Below are 21167 nucleotides of genomic sequence, written 5' to 3'. Positions count from 1 at the left end.
ATTTTTCTATATAACGTTCGTGTTTTGCTGATATAAAAAAAAGAAAAAGCTTTACATTGCTTCTTCTTTTCCTAATAATTGGATTAGCCCAAACAACAGCATCTGTAGAAACATCATTAATAAAATAAACATTAATTTTTGAAGGGACCAGTCAAAAAAGATAATTTTCACTGTTTCAATTGGACTCATAAAAAGATAGACACTGTGTAATCGATCAAAACGTCCAACATAAATCGCCAAAGCAGACAAGAAATGAAGGCTGGCTTGAAAGACTACAATTGTTCTATAGCCGCAATAACTTTGCAATTTCTGGCTAACAGTTGTTACTGTTTTCATCCCTAAAAGCCCATATATAACAATCCCGCTAGTTAAGCAAACAAACGCCCACCAATCACCAATTTGGTTTGCAAAAATCGTATTAAAGCCTCGATAAATAGATAGCGTTTCTAAATGAAAAAAATCCGTAAATAGGTACGGCGCATTAGGATAAAAAATTAACCAAGCAAAACCTATCAACCAATCCCTTTTACGTTTTTCTGCGTTTAAAAGATAACTAAGTTCAATTGGAATATAGGCTAACAACACGTTCAACGCCATAAAATGAAAATGCGTAGCAAATAACCACATATAGATACAATAGATTAAGGTGATCACTCGTAAATAATTTCTAGAATTTTTCAAGATGCTCTGCGCTCCTTTTTCAAACGGTTTATTTTAGTGTAGCATACTTCTTAAGCTTTTTTTTAAACCTTATAAATGAACATACTTCTCCCCTTGATAATCTTCGGTTTTATGCTAGACTGAGTAAAAGGCATTTAGGAGGAATTTTTACTTGAAAAAATTAATTGCTATTGATTTAGACGGCACAACATTAAATGCACAGTCTTTAATCAGTCCAAAAACCGAACAAACACTAAAAAAAGCGATTGACAACGGTCATTATGTCAGTATTGCCACTGGACGTCCCTATAGAATGAGTCATCAATTTTACCAACAACTTGGCCTAACGACCCCTATGGTTAACTTTAACGGCGCTTTAGTCCACATTCCAGAGAAAAAATGGGACTTGGAAAGCGAAGCCAATATTGAGCGTGACCTAGTCTTTGACATTTTGGCACAGAAAAAAGAATTACAATTAGATTTTGTTGCTGCTGAAAACAAAGAAACATTTTATATCGATACGTTAGATGGGTTCGATCCGAAATTTTTTGCTTCCAAAGCAACCTTAGATAATTTACTTAATGCTAAAAATTTACGAAGCAATCCTACCTCAATGATGGTTCGGACCACGCCAAACCAAGCTGAAAAAGTTGCTGATACATTGACAAAACAATATGGTGATTATATTGATGTCCGCACTTGGGGCGGTCCAATGCCTATTTTAGAAATGGTCGCAAAAGGAATTCAAAAGGCCCATGGCGTTGATCAAGTGGCGAACTTTTTATCTGTCAAACCAGCTGATATCATTGCTTTTGGCGATGAACATAATGACGAAGAAATGTTAAGTTATGCTGGTTGGGGTGTTGCTATGAACAATGCCACGGATAAAATTAAATCCGTAGCCAACGATGTCACTGAAAAAACAAATGATCAAGATGGTTTAGCAGATTACTTAGAAAATTATTTAGATCTATAAAAGGCTAAAATAAAAGTATTTCTTTAAAAAGAACTCACTTTGGTTTAGCTGATAATCTTAAGATTACAAAAGTAGGGCATAAGTCGAAACGACTTATGCCCTACTTTCGTTTTTCTTATTCCTTCAATGAATTTTGAAACGTGCTGATTTTTTCAGCCAATCTTTGATAAGTAGTAAAAGACGGATGCTGTAGCTCTTGTTCTTCGTTAACGGATAAAGTTTGTTGTGTCGTAATGGCCTTTGTTAGTGCATCTACAAAATGAATAAAAGAATTGTTGGTTTGTTTATTATATCCTGGTGAATAATATTTCGATTGACGATAAAAAGGCCGCAGGGCTGTTTCTGTGATTTTTTCCTGTTCATCTGAAAAGTATTCATCATAGCTGACATGTTTTATTTTCTGCTCTTCTGTTATCACTTGAAGTCGAGCGATTAGGCCATTGCCTAAATCTTCTGCGTAACCGATATACGTTTCTTTCGATGGCTCTTTTAGCCAAGTGTCCATCTCTGCTGCTAAAGGCATTAAACCTTCACGCGCAGAAGTTGATGAACCACGTACCGTATAAAAATTACCTGTGACACGATTTTCGTCACGCATTTGTTTTTCTACATAAGTAATACCATTAACAACGGTGACTAACGTATCGTCTGTGCGCGTGTTGCTTGCTTGAAATTCAGGATAATCCGACAGGCGTTTGTTGACACCCGAATAGCGTGTATCATAATAAGGGTCACTAGCAAACTCTGTAAACTCAACATTCAGAATCCTTTGCGTTTCAGGTTCCGTAATAATCTCTACAATGCCGTAATTTCCGCCAGTAAATACACCTTCATTTTTATAATAGTTACCCGTCATTAATCCCAAAGGCGGTTGATTGGACCAAAACATTTTTTTCTTTTTTTCTTCTGGTGTATATTTTGCTGGTGGGGTTGTCCCAAATGTCGTTTGTGTGGCCCCTGTAACCACTTCGTACGTGTATTCATGAGAATCAAAAGTCAATTGATTAGCAATCAGTTCGTCATTTTTAGTCGGCGCTTGTTTTTCCACCGCAGAAGTCGTTTGATTGGTGACGGTAACTTGCTTCACTTGCTTTGTCTCTTGCGGACCACTTGTTGTTTGTTTCGTTGGCTCTTGATCTGGCGCACAACCAACCAAAATAAATAATCCGATAAAAACCAACATTCCTTTAATATGTTTCATTCACTTCTCTCCTTTTTATAAACGCTTAATTTCCTCTTGTCTCCAGTGTAGCAAACATTTATAAACCAAAACTGACGGAAAAATGAATAAATAATAAACAAAAACGCTAAGCCTCTTGCAGCTTAAGAGACTTAGCGTTTTTTTATTTAATTGCTTGGCGCTTTTGGCGCAACCACTCTTCTTTAATGTGTTCAGATAGGCGAATCATTCGTTTACCAACTTCACTATATTGGTTAGTAGCTAAATTGGCTAAAGAAATTCGAACTGACCATTTGTCACTCCCGAAAGCATCCGCTTTTAAAAGCATTAATTTTTCTTTTTCTGCTAAAGAGGTTAATACTTTTGTGATCGTCCACGATTTCGTTAAATAACTTGAAAATTCTGGGCCATAACGTTTTTCTGTCCAATCTCTAAAGTTAATTTCACAATAATATGCTGTATTTAAACTTGCTAAAGGCTCTTCAATGCCTAAGGTGCGGAACAAGAGCTTTTCACGCGTATGACAAATATCCATCACTTCGTCTTTATATGCTTGACCGTCTTTTAACAAAGCATACAAACTAAATAAAGCCATCATCGCTTGCTGAATAGAAGAAAGTCCCGCTGCATGGTTCAACGCAATATCGCGGCTGTCTGCGACTAAGCGGCTGATAAAGTTAATTTGGCTTGTGTCTGCATTCAATGTAGCATAACGTGCCTGTAATTCCATTTTTCGAGCCACTGGCAATTCTTTTAATAATTGATCAAAGATGTTCTCTTGACTGACCGCAATAGTCCCCACACGCCAACCGGTAGCGCCAAAGTATTTAGAATAAGAATAGATACAGGCTGTATTGTAAGGTAACTCCGTAAATAGTGAACGGAAAGCTGGCACAAAAGTTCCGTAAACGTCATCTGTTAAAATCATTAGCTTAGGGTTATCCACTGCAACGATTTGTTTGATTTGTTCAATGGTAGGTTTTCCCATAGCATTGGCAGTTGGATTGCTGGGATTTACGACAAAAACCGCTTTGATGGACGGGTCTTTTAGTTTATCAATTTCCTTGTTTGAGTATTGATACGTCGTTTTTCCATCAATAATCATTTGCTCTGCTTTGATTTTAACCACGTCAAAATCATAACGTGGTAGTTCTGGAATTTCTAGATAAGGAGCAAACGTTGGTAATAACAACGCAATACGATCACCTTTTTCTAGTAAATAATTATTTGCCAACGTATCAAACAAGTAACAAATCCCTGCTGTACCACCTTCAACGGCAAAAATATCAAACGGTTGTGCTTCGCTGGAAAATAATTCTTGATTTAAATAGGCTTTAATCGGTTGTTCACACGCCTTCAAGCAACGAACAGGATTCGGATAATTATCCCCAATCACATAGTCTAACATGGCATCTAACCACATTTCCTTATCCATCCCAAAATAGTTATGCTCTGCTGTCCAAATTTCTTGTAAGAAGGTTGCCCCTTTGCTAGGATTTTCTGCTAAAAAGTTTAAGAAGCGTTGCGTTCTACCAAAACTTGGCTGAATCATACCAGCCGTTTGTTCGCTCCCCTCTCTTAACGTTTCTTTTGTAGCAAATTGACCTAATAAAAAAAAGGCTTCCCTTGGTGTTGGCGCCGTCCAATTAGGATTGCCTCGCCCTGCATTTAACAATGTTTCTAAATTATGATTTTCTTCATGTAATTTCTTCTCTAAAAATAGACTTAATTCAAACGGACTAAGGTTTTCTGTCAATTCATCACTTGTTATCATTTTATCCTCCTGAAGCACACGCAGTCATTTAGTATTTAGTATGTAGTCTATACTACTCTTCTACCTCCAGATGTCAACCATTTAAGCGGAATATTCTGACAATTAATAAAAAAGAAACAATCCTTTATAAAAAAATAAAGGATTGCTTCTTTTTCGCTGATTAACCAAAGAACCGTTGCATCTCAATTTTTGCTGATTGGACAGAATCAGAAGCATGGATTAAATTTTTGGTGACAGACAACCCATAATCCGCTCGTAAGGTGCCACTTTCAGCATCTAACGGATTCGTTGCTCCAACTAATTTACGCACTTTTTTAACCACATTGTCCCCTACAACGACCATCACAACCACTGGGCCACTTGTCATATAGGCTAATAATTCAGGGAAAAATAGTTCATCTTTTAAATGCTCATAATGTTCCTTCACTGTTTCTACTGTTAGTCGTTCGAATTTAAGGTGCAATAAGTCAATACCTTTATCTTCAAAACGTTGAATGATTTTGCCAACTAACTTTCGTTCAACGCCATCTGGCTTAATAATTACTAAACTTGTTTCCTTCATTTTTTCCATCCCTTTCAAAACTTCCTTTTGCCCTTTCCCAAGGGGTAGCTACAGAATAAAATGAAAGCGGATACTTTGTCAATGATAAATTTTCTTTTCCTTTTGATTAAATAAAAAATTAAAGATTATTCACAAGGTTTGTGAATTGTTCTTTCAGTTCTGTATTGCTTGTTTCTTTTAAAAACAAATAAGGTTGCTCTTCTACTGGCTGTTCTTTACTCACATAAACTTTGGCTTCACCATTCACTAAAGTAAATAAATAGACATGCTTCTGGGCAACTTGTGTCGCACTGTCAGAGTATACTGCCACCAGACAATAACCGCCTTCGCTACCTGTTTCTGACCAATTTAACCAAATGGGATTGTTCCCAATAGCTGGTTGTATTTTAGGTTCATAACTCAATAAATCATCAGGCACTTGAATCGTGTAAAAAGCTACAGAGTGACCTGGTTGGTACGCTTGATAGTTCTGATTGCGTTCTTGACCCCAGGTTTCCATGTATTGTCCTAACTGTTTTGCTTTTTGCTGATTCCAAATCGTCCCTTCTTCTGTAACTAATTCAGTTAATTCTTGTGTTTGCGTTGTTTGCTCTAATTCCAACGCCGTGGTTTGACTAACTTCGGTTGCTGAAATTGCTCTTGTTTCTTCAGTATTTACATTGTTTGTTTGTACGGTTCGCACTTTCTGTGATTCCTCTTTCGATTTTTGCCAACCACAGCCAGATAAAACGCTTCCAACAACCGCTATCATAATAATCCCGTTTAGTTTCATTCCTTAAACTCCTGTTTTTATTTTTATTCTATCGAAATAAACCTAAAATCTCAATCCCTTTCTTTGGATAGTTGAAAACCATTTGGGAACTAGTAATTCTCCACAATTATAGTCCTCTAGTAATTGTTGGTATTGCTGTTCCATAGTCCTGATTTCTTTTTCACCAAAGCTCAGTGCCCAAACTAAAGAATAGAGTCCTGCGTGAAAAGTATAAAGCTTTTGAAACTGCCAAAATAAGGTAGGAACTTTCCCAGCAAAATAACCTTGTAATTGACCATAAGCAAACAATGGCGAAACATTTCTTGAAAAAAATTGTAACTTGTAAAATTCTTCATAAGGATCCCCAAAATCCCATCGATTAAAATCAATCACACCGACCTGCCTAGTTGGCAAGTAAATAAAATTTCCCACATGGAAATCTCCATGCTGATAAACCACAGGCCGTTGTTGCAATAACGGTAATTGTTTTTCTAAATATGAAATTATTGGCTGCTGGTACGGCATACAAAATTGAGATTCCTTATACTTATTTAGTTGGCTCTGCTTTTTTTCGTATAAATTTCGCGCAATCTCTCTTTGACTAATCCTTTCAGGCAACAAAAGCTTATGGATTTTGTTTAAATAGCGGCCCGCCTCTACGCCTAAGTTCAGTTGTCTTTTGGGAGAAAGAGCGGGTAAAACATCGCTTAAGTCTTCACCTTCTAGATACGTTAATAACATGTATCCTTGTTCACTTTCAGGAATAGGTGCACATAAAAAAGGTTTAGAACTGGGAAATCCTAACGCCGCTACTTTTTTGATAAATTGATATTCTTGTTGTTTAGCTAATAACTCTTCTTGTTGAAAAATTCGCAATAAAAAGGCTTCTTGATTTTTGGTAACTTTAAACTTTAAATCAGTTGACCAACCACGGTGAATAGCTTCAACTTTTTGCCATTGCTGAAACGCTGGAATCTTCTCAAACGCCCTCATTACTTTCGCCTCCATTTCCCTATTGGTTTTAGTATACCAAAGAAAAAAGGCTGGAGACAATTGGGGATAAATTGTCTCCAACCTTCACTGGTTATCGTTTTCTAGTTTTCCTTATATAAATCGTTCCACTCGTTACTAAGAAAGCTCCTCCTAAAATAATCCAGAAAGTACTAGGTACTTCTGCACCTGCTTTTGGTAATACTTTTTTGGGAAGCTGTTCTTGTTTCCCAATCATACTTTTATTAGAAAAAGCATGCGTACTTTCTGTTGATTTGGTTCCCTGATTTGCTGATGAATTCAGCGAATTATCTAAGGATGACTCACTAGTAGTTTTTCCAGCTTTGTCTGGGTTTTGGTTTTGGTTTTGGTTTTGGTTTTGGTTTTGGTTTTGGTTTTGGTTTTGGTTTTGGTTTTGATCTTTTCCTTCGATTGGTCCTTCACTTGTTTTTGTTTCTTTGTCTTTATCTGGTTCGCCACTTGTATCTAGTTCTTTATCTTTATCTTTATCTTTATCTTTATCTGGTTCGCCACTTGCATCCGGCTCTTTGTCTTTTTCTGGTTCGCCACTTGCATCCGGCTCTTTGTCTTTTTCTGGTTCGCCACTTGCATCTGGTTCTTTGTCTTTGTCTGGTTCTTCTACATGTGGTTGATTTATCTTGTGGTTATTTTCAAATAAAGCGCCTAATTGTAGCAATGTTCGGTCTTCATTTAATGCACTATTAAATTGAATCCCCAAAGGCAGTCCTTCTTTTGAAACGTAAGTTGGCACACTTAATGCTGGATGTCCAAATAAATTTGCTTGTTGTGTAAACGGTGTATATGTGAACGCCGTCAGCCATTGGTCATAAATCAATTGTTTTTGTTCTGCTGGTGACAATTGATCAATTTTTTCCATCTGTGCTGCATGTTCTGGTTTTAGTAACGGATTATCAATACTAGGCGCGGTGGCAGCTGTCGTTGGTGTTAATAAGATAGGATACTGTTGATAAAATTCGTCCATCGCTTGTGCTTGTAAAGCAATATCTGTCCAAGCCGCAGTTGTCTCTTCACTCGTTATATTTTTTCCTGTTTGAAAAAGCGCCCATGTTAACAGTTCTACATCATTTCGTTCAAGCGGTCTTTTCAATTTCTGCCGCACCATAAAATCGGCAATCCCAGCTGAGCCAGCAGCTACAGTATAATAATTTTTCATTAGACGTTCCCCGTCAACAGGGTGCTTCACTTCAACCAATGTGTACCCTTGGTCTTTTAAAAAAGCAACAGCTTCAGCGACCGCCTCTTTTGCTTCGGCACTTACAGGCGTTCCGGCAGGGGATTCTGTTGTATAAGCAATGGGTTGCGCTTGACTTAAATGTCCCGCAGGAAGATCTTTTTTGGTTAATAAGGTTTCAAATAATGCATTTGTATCCGCCACAGTTCGACTTAAACCAAAGTGAACAGTTTGACCTTTTACACTATTAGAATTGCCAATGATTACTCCTCTAGAAGGTTTCAAGCCTACGGTGCCTGTCCAAGAAGCAGGGATGCGGATAGAGCCACCAGCATCACTTCCAGAAGCAATGGGAACAAATGCCGCGGCGACACTAGCACCCGCTCCGCCTGAAGAACCACCTGAATAATGGTTAGGATTCCATGGATTGACGGAAACGCCATATAACTTTGAATCTGAAATATTCTTCCAACCTAATTCTGGATAATTCGTTTGACCAATGATTATGAATCCGGCATTTTGTAGTGCTTTGACAAAGGTCGATGTCCCACCAGCTACTTGATCTCGGAGAAAACCAAAACCGTTCGTGTTGCTTTCACCTTTCAAGGATTGTCCTAACCCTTTTAGTAAGAGCGGCACACCTAGAAATGGTTGACCTGTATCTTGTAAAGCTTTTGCTTCTGTCAAAGCCGCTTCTTCTCGTAAAGTAATGACCGCATTTAATGTAGGATTTTCACGTTTAGTGATGGCCAACGCAATTTTTACTAATTCTTCGCTCGTCACCTTTTTTTCTCTTACTAAAGTTGCTAACTCCAGTGCAGTTGCTTGTTTATAATCTGCTTCTGAAAAAACACTCTCTGCAGAAACAGCTTTTCCATCTGTATCACTATTTTGTATCTCATTTGTGGTTTCAGTGGTTACTGCAACCACATTTCGGCTACTGCTTTCGGCGATTGCCGAAGAGGATTCTTTTTCCTGCATCACCGTTTGGCTAGTAGTTTCAGATTCCAAGTTAGCTACCGTCTGACTGGTTTCTGTTGTTACTGATTCCGTTTCTGTTTGAACGGTTGTTTCTAGTATACTTTCTTGTGCCAACATTGGTACCCCTACCAGTGTTTGGCTAATTAATAAAATAATCCCTAACTTTTTGAACAAAATCGACTTCTTCATAAGTCACATCCTTTATCTATTAATACAGTTAAAAAATCTGTATTATTTATAGCATAAATGAAAGCGATTAAAAAGTAAAGTTCTCTTGAAAATTCCCATGTTCAACTTTTAGGCTAGGTTCTTTTTATATGCTAAAATAGAATAGAAACGGAGGTTTTTTAATGGAATGGATTGAAATTAAGCACGCAACACAAAATAATTTGAAGAATATCTCTGTCAATATCCCTAAAAAGCAACTAACTGTTGTTACTGGACTTTCGGGTTCAGGAAAGTCCTCCTTAGTATTTGACACATTAGCCGCTGAATCACGTCGTGAACTAAATGATACATTTAGTTCGTTTGTTCAAAATTACTTACCCAAATATGGTCGTCCAGAAGTTGAAAAAATCGAGAATCTTCCTGTTGCAATTGTCATTGACCAGAAAAAAGTAGCAGGTAATTCTCGTTCGACAGTGGGAACGTATACAGATATTTATACGTTTTTACGTTTGCTGTTTTCACGAGCAGGTTCTCCATTTGTTGGTTATTCAGATACTTTTTCGTTTAATCATCCGGATGGAAAATGTCCAACATGCGATGGCTTAGGAAAGATTACCGAAATCAATCTTCATCAGCTAGTTGATTATGACAAATCATTAAACGAAGGGCCTATCGATTTCCCCACATTTACAGTTGGCAACTGGCGGTGGAAGCGTTATGCCCATAGTGGTCTATTTGATTTGGATAAAAAAATCAAGGACTATTCTCCTGAAGAGTTAGCATTATTTTTATATGCTCCACAACAAAAACTGGCTAATCCGCCCAAAGAATGGCCTCATACAGCTTTGTATGAAGGAATCGTCCCGCGCATGCAACGTAGCATATTGCATACAGACGAAGGCAAACGTCATCAAAAATACCTTAATCACTTTGTTACCGTAAAAAGATGTCCTGATTGTTTAGGAAGTAGAGTCAATGAACGTGTTCGTAACTGCAAAATTAATCAGAAAAGTATTGCTGATGCTGTTGACATGCCACTCACTGAATTACATTCTTTTATTCGTTCAATGGACCTATCCTTAATAAAAACTATTCAAGAAGAGCTACTTGTACGTCTAGAAGCATTAATTAATATCGGTCTCTCCTACCTCACATTAGGACGGGCAACTGAAACACTTTCTGGTGGTGAAGCACAGCGGATTAAAATTGCTAAGTATGTAAACAGCTCCTTAAACGATATTATGTATATTTTAGATGAACCAAGTGCTGGCTTACATCCAAAGGACATCGAACGGATCAGTCGTGCATTGCTCAATTTAAAAAATAAAGGAAACACCGTGGTTCTCGTGGAACATAATCCACAATTAATTAGAGAAGCTGATTTTATCATCGATATAGGACCTTTCGCAGGCGAAAATGGTGGCCATGTCCAGTTTTCAGGAACGTATGACGCATTTTTAGTCTCCAAAACCTTGACTAGTCAAGCGCTTCAAGAGCCGCTCCCTTTAAACGACCAACCAAGAAAAGCAAGGAAGTCTTTATCAATCGAACATGCGACACTGCATAATTTAAACAATCTATCTGTCGAAGTTCCGTTAGGAGTTTTGACTGTTATTTGTGGGGTCGCTGGTTCAGGTAAATCATCATTAGCGGAAGAAATTTATCAAAAAGCCCAGGCTGATAACCAAGAAATTATTCATCTTTCACAAAAAAGCATTACCGCAAATTTACGATCCACACCAATGACCTATCTCAATATTTTTGATAAGGTCCGCAAACTGTTTGCGGAAGAAAATCATGTTAGTCCAGCTTTATTTAGCTATAATTCCAAAGGCGCCTGTCCTACTTGCAAGGGGAAAGGAATAATTGTCTCCGATATGTCTTTTATGGAGGATGTCACTAGTATTTGCGAAACCTGTCACGGAACGCGTTACAAAGAAGAGGTGCTTCATTATCTGTATAACGGAAAAAATATCGTTGAAGTACTAGCTTTAAGCGTTAAAGATGGCTATGATTTTTTCAAAGACCAGCCTTTTGCTCTTTCATTAAAAAATTTACTAGAAGTTGGCTTAAGCTACCTTAAACTCAATCAATCGCTCTCAACATTATCCGGTGGCGAATTGCAAAGGGTAAAATTAGCAGACACACTTCACCAAAAAAAAGCTATCTATTTAATGGATGAACCTACAGATGGCTTACACTTAATTGATATCCAACAAAGTCTTCAACTTTTCAATCGAATGGTAGAAGAAGGAAACAGCTTAATTTTATTAGAACATCACATTGATGTGATTAAAAGTGCCGACTGGTTGATTGAACTAGGTCCCGAAGGTGGAGAAAATGGCGGACAGCTTCTTTTTACAGGAACGCCAGCAAATATGTTAAATTCCACTCATTCTATTACTAAAGGCTATCTATAAAATAAAAAGTACAAACGGTGCAAGCAATGAGCACCGTTTGTACTTTTTCTATTTCAACCCCACTTCCATCTTCACAGGTTGGTGATCTGTATATTTAAATTGTTCGTCCTTTGTTTTCACGCTATGAACAGCCACATTATCAGAAACAATAAAACCATCAATTACATACACTTGGGATGTTTCATAAGAGCCAGTGTAAGGCTTATTAAGCACCCGCACAGTCGGTTGTTGATCATCATAAGCAAGTGAAAAATGTTTAGGTAAGTCTGCAGGATCAATTTCTCCTGGTACCCAACCAGCTTCCCCTAAGTCAGGATATCGATGACTGCCTTTGAAAACTTGATTAAAGTCACCTCCAGCAATTACATAGTTTCCTTTAGCGTATTCTTGGGATAATACGTCAGCTAACTTTTTGCTTTGAGCAATCTTCCCTTCCCCATTGTCATAGGCTTCCAAATGTAAGTTAAAAACCACTAATTCTTTGTCTGTGCCTTTAATTGGAAAGCGCGTTTCTAGAAGTGCTCGTTTTAAGTTACTAATGCTAACGGGCCAACGAAAGGGATTGGGTAAAGCAATGCGTTGGGCCTCTGTTATTTTTTCATTTGATAATGTTAATAAACCACTTTCTACTCGTCCAATCGGCGGCCAAGGAATGGGCACATAATCTACCTTAAAATTATAAGCAAATGCGCTGTTCAGCTGTAGCTGTTTTTGTAACTCTTCCTCTTGATTGACTTCATAAGAACGTTGCGAGCGACGATCGACTTCTTGGAATAAGTAAATCATCGCTGGTAATTCTTTCAAGGTTTCTTCAATGCCCGTTAAATTCTGTTGGACCATTGCCTTATTAACTGGTTGGACAGTTTTGCCACCGTCCATAAAAAAATCTTCTGTTTGTCCTAGGCCGGCATAGCCTATGTTATACGTGACTAAAGAAATGGATTGCTTTTTTTCGATGGTTTGCTCTGAAAATTGTTTATTTATAGCAACTGGTTCAACCGCTCGTGGTCGAAACTCTCGGAAGGTTAAATATCCTATCAAAATTAAAGCTATGCTTAGAAGAAGGACCATCAAGCTACCGAGATATTTAAAAAACTTTTTCATTGATTCCGATGTTCCTTTCACATTATGTCAAACCAAAAGTAGCAATTATCTTCGTTGCTACTTCTTCTGGTGTCATGTTTGAATTATTTATTTTCGTTATTTTTACATTTGGAAATGTACTTTCTAGTTCGCCTTCGTGGCTTACTAACCGATGTTCTTTGAAGGTATTGAGTAATTCTTTTCGAGAAAAGTCGACATCGCGTTTTGAAGGTTTTGCCTCTAGCCGCTCTGGATGAACATTCCGTTCTAGGCGGATTTCTGTTGAAGAGACGAGTTCGACGAAATAAACGGACTCATGTTTACTAAGAAAAATTTCTGATATTTCTTCTAAAAATTGAAAATCCTGTTCTTGATCAAAAGCAATCACCACTGTAAAAATAATGTTTTTTGTTGTATTTGTGGCTGGATTTTCTACAAAGGCATGAAAAAGTTCCTTTCTAACGGAATCAGACAATTGAAACGCACGTTCCGTATACCCAAGATAGTTTGCAAATAAGTCAATGGTTTGATGATTAAATAGTAATTTAGCATCTAACTGCTTTTCTAAAGCCTTGCCAACGGTCATTTTCCCGACAGCTTGGGCACCAATTAAAACGATTAAAGACATCAACTTTCCCTCCTCTAGTCTAATTTTTAGGTGGCTATCTTCTACTATATCACACTATATTACAACACCTTACAAAACTGTTCGGAAAATTTTCTGTTTTTTATTACAAAAAAAAGACAAAAGACTCTATAATGAGAGAGGACTCGATTGATTATAGATGAGATAGGTGACGGAGAATGGCAATAGAAAAATATTTTCAAACAATAGATGGCAGTCAAATTTTTTATCAAATTTTTGGCAAAGAAACAAATTACCCCCTTGTGTTACTTCATGGTAATGGCAATGATCATACTTTTTTTAATTATCAAATTTCTTATTTCTCCAAGGAGTATCAAGTTATTGCGGTGGATACCCGCGGACATGGACGTTCCACCAATACACAAAGTCAATTAACTTTTCCGCTTTTGGCAGAAGATTTAGCTGGTATTATTCAACAAGAACACTTAACAAAAATTAATTTATTGGGCTTTAGTGACGGAGCAAATATTGCCATGGTTTTTACCCATTTATATCCTGATTTCGTCAACAAACTCGTCTTAAATTCTGGAAATGTCACCATGTCTGGTCTGAAAAAATATGTAACGATTGCCACTTATTTTCAATATTGGTTTTGTCGTATTGGCGCCTTTTTTTCAAAAAAATTGCGCGCACGGCTCCCTATCGTGGCTCTGTTATTTGAAGATACTGGACTGACAAAACAAGATTTAGAACACATCCCCTGTCCTACTCTTGTTATTACTGGCAGTCGAGATTTAATTGCGCTTTCCCATTCACGGGCGATTGCTGATGCCATTCCTGATGGCAAATTGGTCTTGGTAAATAAACAGGGTCATTTATTTGCCAAAAACTCACCAGATATTTTTAATAAAACAATCGAAAAATTCTTAAAGGAAATGAAGGTGTCTAAATGAAACAAATTATTCATTGGATCAAAACGCATACAGGATTACTAAAAACACTGTTTGTTATTGCGGTCTCAATTATTGTTGTTGCCCAACTTTTATCAATTGGTAAAACGATCTCATTTGAACAGTTAAAACAGATTTTTGATGAGATTCCGCTATGGAAATTGTTATTGATGATGGTTATCGGTTTAGTTTCCGTTACTCCGATGCTAAATTATGACTTAACATTAAATCGCATTTTAAACTTGAAAGTCTCAAAACGGGAACTCCTTGAATCTAGCTGGATTGTCAATACAATCAATAATATTGGTGGATTCGGTGGTTTGGTCAGCATGGGACTTCGTTCTGAATTTTATGGAAATAAAACAGAGGAAAAGAAAATTTTACCTGCGTTAACCCATATTTTACTTTTTGTGTTATCCGGTCTATCTATTTATAGTATTCTTTGCTTTTTCCTTGTTCAGTTTGATCCAAAGATGGCTTATTTACAGCAATATTGGATTTGGTTATTAGGTGGCGGTCTTTATTTCCCATTACTTTATCTTATTTTACATTTCCAAAAAAATAGTTCCTTTGGTAACCTCGATGCAAAAAATCGCTTATCTTTAGTTGTTTCTTCGTTTTTAGAATGGACAGGTGTTTTAATTACCTTTATCAGTATTGGTTACTTATTAGATGTACCGATTCCTTTAATTGATATTGTTCCTTTATATGTAGCAGCTTCGATTATTGGGATTGCTTCGATGATTCCAGGGGCTTTAGGTAGTTTTGATGTCATGATGATTTTAGGACTGAGCAACTTAGGTGTCGATCGTGAAATTATTGTTTTGTGGTTATTGCTCTATCGTTTATTCTATTATATTATTCCTTTCTTAATTGGCTGTTTGTTCTTTACAAAACACTTAAGCCAAAAATTGGATACTCATTATCGACAATTACTGAAACAAATTACTTTGGAAATTGCCCACAAATTAGAAGTGGTTTTACTTTATTTTTCAGGAATTATGATGGTGCTCCTAGCCACTATTCCAGAAGCCTTCACTCAAGTGCATTGGTTAAGAGATATTAACCCCTTCCGTTCACATATTATTATTCAAATTCCGAGTATTGTTTTAGGCTTTGCATTATTAATTATGGGACGTGGGATTGCTGATCGTGTTAAAAGAGCCTATTATCCAACGATTATTTTATTAATTGGTGCTATCTTGTATTCATTTGTTGTTGACTTTAGTATGTTTTCCATTTTCTATTTAGCTATTTTATTATTTATCGTTATTTTTTCAAAATCAGAATTATACCGTGAACAACTGGTTTACTCTTGGGAGTGGATGACGATTGATGGGTTTATCTTTGGCTTGTTGACTTTGTTATACCTGGTAATTGGTGTTTATAATTTACCGAACTTCCCACACCATCGTCATCATTTTGTGGAATTTTTCTTGTTCCCTTCCGAACGGATCTGGTTGTCAGGATTTATCGCTATCCTCTTAGTTATGAGTTTTAACTTTCTATTTGTTCGCTACCTCCAAGGGAAAAAACACCAAGTGGGTGAGTTTCCAGAAGATAGTATCTTGCATAATATCTTAACAACTTATGGCGGGAATATTGACAGTGAACTTGTCTTTCTTCATGATAAACAGGTTTTCTTATATCCCAAAGAAGAACCGACTGTCTTTTTACAATTCAACACCATTAATAATAAATGCGTTGTGATGGGCAATCCTTCGGGGAACAAAGAAGATTTTCCTGCGGCGATTGATGCATTCCTTAAAGAAACAGATCGTTTCGGCTATGTCCCCGTCTTTTACGAAACCAATGAGGACAGCGTGATGTTACTACACGAATATGGCTACGAATTTATCAAAATGGGCGAAGAAGCCTTAGTTAATCTAGAAACATTTACGATGTCTGGGAAAAAATTCAAAGGCACCCGAGCAGTGTTTAATAAAATTACCAAAGCCGGCTATTCATTTGACGTACTCCAACCTCCTTTTAGTGCCGAACAAATGCACGAATTAAAAGCTATTTCAGATAGTTGGTTAGACAATCGAAAAGAAAAAGGCTTTTCACTGGGATTTTTCGATGAAGCGTATCTTCAAAGAAACCCAATTGCTGTTGTCCGAAATGCTGAAGGAGAAATGGTCTCTTTCGCTAATATCATTCCTAGTTACACAAATGAAGTTGGTACCATCGACTTGATGCGTCACCATAAAGAAAAAGCCCCTTCTGGAAGTATGGATTTCCTATTTATTCATTTATTTGAATATATGAAAACAGAAAATATTCATTATTTCAATTTAGGGATGGCTCCGTTAGCCAACGTTGGTCAATCAAGAAAAAGTTTTATTCAAGAACGGATTGCTGCGTTAATTTATGAATTTGGTTCAGAAATCTACTCCTTCCAAGGATTACGCGAATACAAGGAAAAATTTGCTAGCAAATGGCAACCCCGCTATACACTTTATTCTAAAAGTAGCTGGATTGTCTACGTGATGATTGCTTTACTCATTGTCGATCAAAAAAATATTGACTAACAAAAAGAAGCCCAATTAAGTATAAAAAGCTTGGCAACTTCACTGAAATTTAGTGAGGTTGCCAAGCTTTTTAATTTCTTTCATCTAGTTTTTCTTTAATTAAAAAGGCTGTTTCTTCGACAGATTTTGCGGTTACATCAATCACTGGGATACCATACTTCGCAAAAATTTCTTCGGCATAGGCTAATTCTTGTTCAATCCGTTCAACATTGGTATAACTGGTCTCATTACCTAAACCTAAAGAAGCCAACCGACTGCTACGAATCTGACCTAATGTTTCTGGCGAACAAACTAAACCAATCATTTTTTGTGGATCCATTTCTTCCAAAATTGGCGGCAATGGAACTTCTGGAATTAATGGTAAGTTAGAAACGCGGTAGCCTTGATTTGCTAAATACATACTGACTGGCGTTTTTGAGGTCCGCGAAACGCCTAACAACAATATATCAGAATCAAGAAACCCTTGAGGATTTTTGCCATCATCATATTTTACAGCAAATTCAATCGCTGAGATTTTATCAAAGTAAGCACGATCTAGTTGATGGCGTCGTCCAGGCTCTTCAATAGGATCTACTCCGGCTTTCGCTTGAATTAATTCAAAAAATGGCGCCATTAAATCTAAATATAACAACCCTGTTCGTTCACTAAATTCTTTCGCCGCTGTGATTAGTTGTTTACTGACTAATGTACTGACAACTAAGGCTTTATCTTTTAAGGCATCTTTTAAAATCTCCAATAATTCTTCTTCTGTTGTGACAAAAGAAAAATTGTATCGATTAAGAAAAGAAATATCTGGATATTGTGCGCTTGCTGCAGCTAACAATTTTTGTGATGTTTCTCCAAGTGAATCGGAAATAGTATAAACAATGATTTCTTTTTTCATAATTAAGCTCCCTTATCTGTTTTGTGCGGCTTCTTTCGCTTGTTGCGTAATATAGGTTAAAATTTTCGTTTTCGTAATTTTTCCAATAACTTTTTTAGGATTTTCTTTTTCAACGACTGGCAAAGAATCCACTTCGTATTTTTGCAAAGTGTCAGCAGCTTCAAGAATAGTAAATTCTGGTGTGCAGGTTTTCACATGTGGCACTCTTGTCATACAAACAGCAACAGGTGTGCCATCAATATTTGTATTTAAAGAGGCCCGTAATAAATCTTTTCGTGACAAAACCCCTAATAATTCTTTTGCTTCATCCATGACATAAAGAGAACCGACATCATACATAAACAAGTTGGTAATCGCATCTCGAATTGAGGTGTCTTGGGCAACCATCAATGGTGGACTCATGATCTCCTGAACTTTTGTTTGAAAAACATCAAAAAAGAAAAAAGCCTCCATATTATCACTTTCGTAAGTATAACCAACTTTCGGACTTGCTTTTAAAATTCCTGAAAGTGTTAAAAAAGACAAATCAGAACGCAATGTCGCACGTGAAACGGCTAGTATGTCCGAAATGCGTTCACCACTAACTGGCTGATGCTCTTTTACAACAGCGATAATTTGCTCTTGTCGTTTACTTAATTTCATCATTTCCTCCTCAATTCCTCTTAAACAAATTGTGCATTCGCTTACAATTATACACATATTTATTGTTTTTTCAACATATTGACAAGAAACTTTTTCTATTGACAAACTTATTTCCGTCTATTATGATGTTTATTGAACATATAAGACACATATTAAACGGAGGTCACGCATGAAAAAGTTTATTTATTCTTTTAACGAAACACACAATGAAGGTAAAGAGACTCTTGGTGGTAAAGGGGCAAACTTGGCAGAAATGACACGCTTAGGTTTGCCGATTCCACAAGGATTCACGATTACAACCCGTTGCTGTATGGACTATTTGGCAGATGCTACTTTCTTTGAAGAACACTTACAATCAGAAATTTTGAAAGCGGTTAAAAATCTAGAAACTGAAACAGGCAAATCTTTTACCGCGGACAATGAGATTCTCTTAGTTTCCGTTCGCAGCGGTGCTGCCTTCTCGATGCCTGGTATGATGGATACTATTTTAAATTTAGGTTTAAATGATCAACGTGTGAAAAAATTTGCGACCTTAACCTCTCCTGGTTTTGCTTTTGACTGTTATCGCCGACTTATTCAAATGTTTGGAGACGTCGTCTATCACATTCCCAAAGAATTATTTGACCAACAAAAAGAGCGCTTGGAACAAGAGCTAAACAAAAAAATTACCGCTTTTCAAGAAGCAGATCATTTCGCCTTGATTGTCCGCTACCAAGAAGTTTTTGAACAACATCAGGTGGTCTTCCCGCAAGACCCTGTCGCACAACTTTTTGAAGCAATCAAAGCTGTTTTTGATTCATGGAATAATCAACGTGCAGTGGTTTATCGAAACTTACATCATATTGCACATGACTTAGGTACAGCTGTCAACATTCAAGAAATGGTTTTCGGCAATCGTGGACTAGACAGTGGCACTGGCGTTGTCTTTACTAGAAATCCGGTCACAGGGGAAAATCAACTGTTTGGAGAGTTTCTTTTGAACGCGCAAGGAGAAGATGTAGTGGCTGGTATTCGGACGCCAGAACCCATTCGTCGTTTACGTTTGACTATGCCAAAAGTTTATCAAGATTTTCGCCATTACGCAGAACTTTTAGAATATCATTATCGTGACATGCAAGATATTGAATTTACCATTGAAAATGAAAAATTATATATTTTACAAACAAGAAACGGGAAACGAACCGCCGCAGCTACGGTTAAAATTGCTTTAGACTTAGCCAAAGAAAATCGCATTACTAAACAAGAAGCACTGTTGCGTGTGACACCTGATACGATTGATCAATTAATTCATCCCGTGTTTGATCAAGAGAAACGACAACACATGGAACGCTTAGCTATGGGTCTTCCTGCTAGTCCTGGTGCAGCAAGTGGCCAAATTGTTTTTACAGCAGAAAAAGCCAAAGAACTGACCAATCTAGGAAAGAAAGTCATTCTTGTTCGTCAAGAAACTTCACCAGAAGATATTGAAGGCATGGTTGTAAGCGAAGCAATTGTGACCAGTCGTGGCGGAATGACTTCTCATGCCGCTGTGGTGGCACGAGGAATGGGAACTTGCTGTGTGACTGGTTGTGAAAGTTTAACCGTCAATGAAGAAGCCAAACAACTACACTGCGGGCCACAAGTCATCTTAGAAGGAACAATCATTTCCGTCGATGGCTCAACGGGGGAAATTTATCTTGGCGAAATTCCCACAATTTCTGCTGATAATAACGATGACCTTCAAGAGCTCTTGTCTTGGGCAGATGCGTACGCTGATTTAACTGTTCGTGCCAATGCAGAAACTACACAAGATTTAGAGACTGCTATCCGTTTTGGCGCAGCGGGGATTGGTTTAGCGCGAACAGAGCATATGTTTTTCGGGGAAGAGCGTGTCTTGGAAATGCGTCGCCTGATTTTAGCAGAGTCTGAAAAGGAAGCAGCCTATGCGTTGGAGCAACTTCTTCATTTTCAACAGGAAGACTTTTATCAAATGCTGAAAGTAGTTCAAGACAAGCCCATGGTGGTCCGCTTGTTAGATCCGCCGATGCATGAGTTTTTACCTCATGAAAAGAATGATATTCAATTATTGGCGAAGCAACTACAACGGTTCCCAGTGACCATCGCCAAACAAATTGAACGGTTACAAGAAACCAATCCAATGTTGGGCCATCGTGGTTGTCGCTTAGGTGTGACCCAACCACAAATATACAAAATGCAAGTTACAGCCTTATTTACTAGTGCCATTCGATTAGTCAAAGAAGGAATTACTGTTTATCCAGAAGTGATGATTCCTCTAATCGCCGAAAAAGAAGAACTTCTCTATCTCAAACGCATTTTAAAAGAAACGATTGACGGTCTCTTTGAAGAACATAAAATGACTCCTTTCCCTTACGAAATCGGGACAATGATTGAACTACCTAGAGCTTGTCTGATTGCGGATCAGTTAGCAGAAGAAGCAGACTTTTTCAGCTTTGGAACAAATGATTTAACACAAATGACCTATGGTTTTTCTCGTGATGATATCGGTAAATTCATTAATACGTATCGGGAAAAGAAAATCATTACCCAAGATCCGTTTCAATCATTAGATCAAACAGGTGTTGGTCAATTGATTCAATTAGCTGTAGAGAAAGCGCGTCGCACTAAACCAAATATGAGTATTGGCGTATGTGGAGAAGTCGGTGGTGATCCGCAATCCATCACGTTTTTCCAAACACTTGGCCTAAACTACATCTCTTGCTCACCTTATCGGGTACCTATTGCGAAACTCGCAGCTGCCCAAGCCAAAATTTTAACCGAACCGGCTGTGACTGAAGAACAAATGGTCCTTCTTTAATT

The 21167-nt window shown here is 37.4% G+C and carries 16 protein-coding genes; 5 read left to right on the top strand and 11 right to left on the bottom strand.

Features of this window, described 5'->3' with window-relative positions:
• Positions 1 to 51: 51 nt before the first annotated feature.
• Entirely contained in the window at positions 52 to 627 is a 576-nt protein-coding gene (locus tag IGK03_RS04485; RefSeq protein WP_002385113.1) for a DUF1361 domain-containing protein, read from the bottom strand.
• Between the two features lie 205 nt (positions 628 to 832).
• Here IGK03_RS04485 and IGK03_RS04480 point away from each other — a divergent pair, with 205 nt between their 5' ends.
• On the top strand, positions 833 to 1636 hold the full coding sequence (locus IGK03_RS04480) for a Cof-type HAD-IIB family hydrolase (RefSeq protein ID WP_010775688.1): 804 nt from the start codon (positions 833 to 835) through the stop codon (positions 1634 to 1636).
• A gap of 115 nt (positions 1637 to 1751) precedes the next feature.
• On the opposite strand, the gene IGK03_RS04475 is transcribed toward IGK03_RS04480, so the two are convergent.
• From IGK03_RS04475 to IGK03_RS04450, 6 genes are all read right to left on the bottom strand, one after another.
• Complete coding sequence (locus tag IGK03_RS04475; RefSeq protein ID WP_002386205.1) at positions 1752 to 2837, bottom strand: lipoprotein; 1086 nt, start codon at positions 2835 to 2837, stop codon at positions 1752 to 1754.
• Between the two features lie 142 nt (positions 2838 to 2979).
• Positions 2980 to 4590 carry an aspartate 4-decarboxylase gene (aspD, locus tag IGK03_RS04470; protein WP_002355939.1) on the bottom strand — a complete coding sequence of 537 codons (1611 nt, stop codon included), beginning with the start codon at positions 4588 to 4590 and terminating at the stop codon, positions 2980 to 2982.
• 160 nt (positions 4591 to 4750) lie between these two features.
• Complete coding sequence (gene ndk / locus IGK03_RS04465) at positions 4751 to 5161, bottom strand: nucleoside-diphosphate kinase (protein WP_002381321.1); 411 nt, start codon at positions 5159 to 5161, stop codon at positions 4751 to 4753.
• Between the two features lie 109 nt (positions 5162 to 5270).
• Positions 5271 to 5924 (bottom strand): DUF4767 domain-containing protein, encoded by a 654-nt coding sequence (locus tag IGK03_RS04460; protein WP_033624885.1) that lies wholly within the window; start codon positions 5922 to 5924, stop codon positions 5271 to 5273.
• Positions 5925 to 5966: 42 nt separating this feature from the next.
• Positions 5967 to 6911, bottom strand: a complete 945-nt coding sequence (locus IGK03_RS04455) for an aminoglycoside phosphotransferase family protein (RefSeq protein WP_049095793.1) — start codon at positions 6909 to 6911, stop codon at positions 5967 to 5969.
• A gap of 76 nt (positions 6912 to 6987) precedes the next feature.
• Positions 6988 to 9276 carry an amidase family protein gene (locus IGK03_RS04450; protein ID WP_430602506.1) on the bottom strand — a complete coding sequence of 763 codons (2289 nt, stop codon included), beginning with the start codon at positions 9274 to 9276 and terminating at the stop codon, positions 6988 to 6990.
• Positions 9277 to 9437: 161 nt separating this feature from the next.
• Between IGK03_RS04450 and IGK03_RS04445 the strand changes: the two genes are divergently transcribed.
• Positions 9438 to 11675, top strand: coding sequence for an ATP-binding cassette domain-containing protein (locus IGK03_RS04445; RefSeq protein WP_430602504.1), 2238 nt, complete (start codon positions 9438 to 9440; stop codon positions 11673 to 11675).
• Positions 11676 to 11723: 48 nt separating this feature from the next.
• Here the strand turns inward: IGK03_RS04445 and IGK03_RS04440 are convergent, their stop codons facing one another.
• Together IGK03_RS04440 and IGK03_RS04435 are read right to left on the bottom strand one after the other, a co-directional pair.
• The gene (locus IGK03_RS04440) at positions 11724 to 12779 is read right to left on the bottom strand and encodes an endonuclease/exonuclease/phosphatase family protein (protein WP_049095783.1); all 1056 of its coding nucleotides are present in this window, start codon (positions 12777 to 12779) and stop codon (positions 11724 to 11726) included.
• A 22-nt stretch (positions 12780 to 12801) separates the two neighbouring features.
• Positions 12802 to 13386, bottom strand: a complete 585-nt coding sequence (locus IGK03_RS04435) for an AAA family ATPase (RefSeq protein WP_002364651.1) — start codon at positions 13384 to 13386, stop codon at positions 12802 to 12804.
• A 176-nt stretch (positions 13387 to 13562) separates the two neighbouring features.
• On the opposite strand from IGK03_RS04435, the gene IGK03_RS04430 reads away from it, so the two are divergent.
• Both IGK03_RS04430 and mprF read left to right on the top strand, forming a co-directional pair.
• A complete protein-coding gene (locus IGK03_RS04430) occupies positions 13563 to 14297 on the top strand; it encodes an alpha/beta fold hydrolase (RefSeq protein ID WP_002361424.1) in 735 nt (244 codons plus the stop codon).
• On the top strand, positions 14294 to 16825 hold the full coding sequence (mprF, locus tag IGK03_RS04425; protein WP_002358907.1) for a bifunctional lysylphosphatidylglycerol flippase/synthetase MprF: 2532 nt from the start codon (positions 14294 to 14296) through the stop codon (positions 16823 to 16825). Before IGK03_RS04430 ends, mprF begins: the two co-directional genes overlap by 4 nt.
• A 70-nt stretch (positions 16826 to 16895) precedes the next feature.
• On the opposite strand, the gene IGK03_RS04420 is transcribed toward mprF, so the two are convergent.
• On the bottom strand, positions 16896 to 17708 hold the full coding sequence (locus IGK03_RS04420; protein WP_002355927.1) for a pyruvate, water dikinase regulatory protein: 813 nt from the start codon (positions 17706 to 17708) through the stop codon (positions 16896 to 16898).
• 12 nt (positions 17709 to 17720) lie between these two features.
• Positions 17721 to 18350 (bottom strand): helix-turn-helix transcriptional regulator, encoded by a 630-nt coding sequence (locus IGK03_RS04415; protein WP_002355926.1) that lies wholly within the window; start codon positions 18348 to 18350, stop codon positions 17721 to 17723.
• Positions 18351 to 18519: 169 nt separating this feature from the next.
• On the opposite strand from IGK03_RS04415, the gene ppdK reads away from it, so the two are divergent.
• Positions 18520 to 21165 carry a pyruvate, phosphate dikinase gene (gene ppdK, locus IGK03_RS04410; protein WP_137685741.1) on the top strand — a complete coding sequence of 882 codons (2646 nt, stop codon included), beginning with the start codon at positions 18520 to 18522 and terminating at the stop codon, positions 21163 to 21165.
• Positions 21166 to 21167: the final 2 nt, after the last annotated feature.

This window comes from Enterococcus sp. DIV2453a (assembly GCF_050533535.1).
In the GTDB taxonomy this organism is placed as follows: Bacteria; Bacillota; Bacilli; order Lactobacillales; family Enterococcaceae; genus Enterococcus; species Enterococcus faecalis.
Note: the sequence above shows the minus strand (reverse complement) of the source record. Positions and strands in the feature narration are given on the sequence as shown.

What these genes read in the sequence shown, in the direction of transcription:
- IGK03_RS04485 (WP_002385113.1), bottom strand. Translation starts at nt 627, where the DNA reads ATGTGGTTATTTGCTACGCATTTTCATTTTATGGCGTTGAACGTGTTG.
- IGK03_RS04475 (WP_002386205.1), bottom strand. Translation starts at nt 2,837, where the DNA reads ATGAAACATATTAAAGGAATGTTGGTTTTTATCGGATTATTTATTTTG.
- aspD (WP_002355939.1), bottom strand. Translation starts at nt 4,590, where the DNA reads ATGATAACAAGTGATGAATTGACAGAAAACCTTAGTCCGTTTGAATTA.
- ndk (WP_002381321.1), bottom strand. Translation starts at nt 5,161, where the DNA reads ATGGAAAAAATGAAGGAAACAAGTTTAGTAATTATTAAGCCAGATGGC.
- IGK03_RS04460 (WP_033624885.1), bottom strand. Translation starts at nt 5,924, where the DNA reads ATGAAACTAAACGGGATTATTATGATAGCGGTTGTTGGAAGCGTTTTA.
- IGK03_RS04455 (WP_049095793.1), bottom strand. Translation starts at nt 6,911, where the DNA reads ATGGAGGCGAAAGTAATGAGGGCGTTTGAGAAGATTCCAGCGTTTCAG.
- IGK03_RS04450 (WP_430602506.1), bottom strand. Translation starts at nt 9,276, where the DNA reads ATGAAGAAGTCGATTTTGTTCAAAAAGTTAGGGATTATTTTATTAATT.
- IGK03_RS04445 (WP_430602504.1), top strand. Translation starts at nt 9,438, where the DNA reads ATGGAATGGATTGAAATTAAGCACGCAACACAAAATAATTTGAAGAAT.
- IGK03_RS04440 (WP_049095783.1), bottom strand. Translation starts at nt 12,779, where the DNA reads ATGAAAAAGTTTTTTAAATATCTCGGTAGCTTGATGGTCCTTCTTCTA.
- IGK03_RS04435 (WP_002364651.1), bottom strand. Translation starts at nt 13,386, where the DNA reads ATGTCTTTAATCGTTTTAATTGGTGCCCAAGCTGTCGGGAAAATGACC.
- IGK03_RS04430 (WP_002361424.1), top strand. Translation starts at nt 13,563, where the DNA reads ATGGCAATAGAAAAATATTTTCAAACAATAGATGGCAGTCAAATTTTT.
- mprF (WP_002358907.1), top strand. Translation starts at nt 14,294, where the DNA reads ATGAAACAAATTATTCATTGGATCAAAACGCATACAGGATTACTAAAA.
- IGK03_RS04420 (WP_002355927.1), bottom strand. Translation starts at nt 17,708, where the DNA reads ATGAAAAAAGAAATCATTGTTTATACTATTTCCGATTCACTTGGAGAA.
- IGK03_RS04415 (WP_002355926.1), bottom strand. Translation starts at nt 18,350, where the DNA reads ATGAAATTAAGTAAACGACAAGAGCAAATTATCGCTGTTGTAAAAGAG.
- ppdK (WP_137685741.1), top strand. Translation starts at nt 18,520, where the DNA reads ATGAAAAAGTTTATTTATTCTTTTAACGAAACACACAATGAAGGTAAA.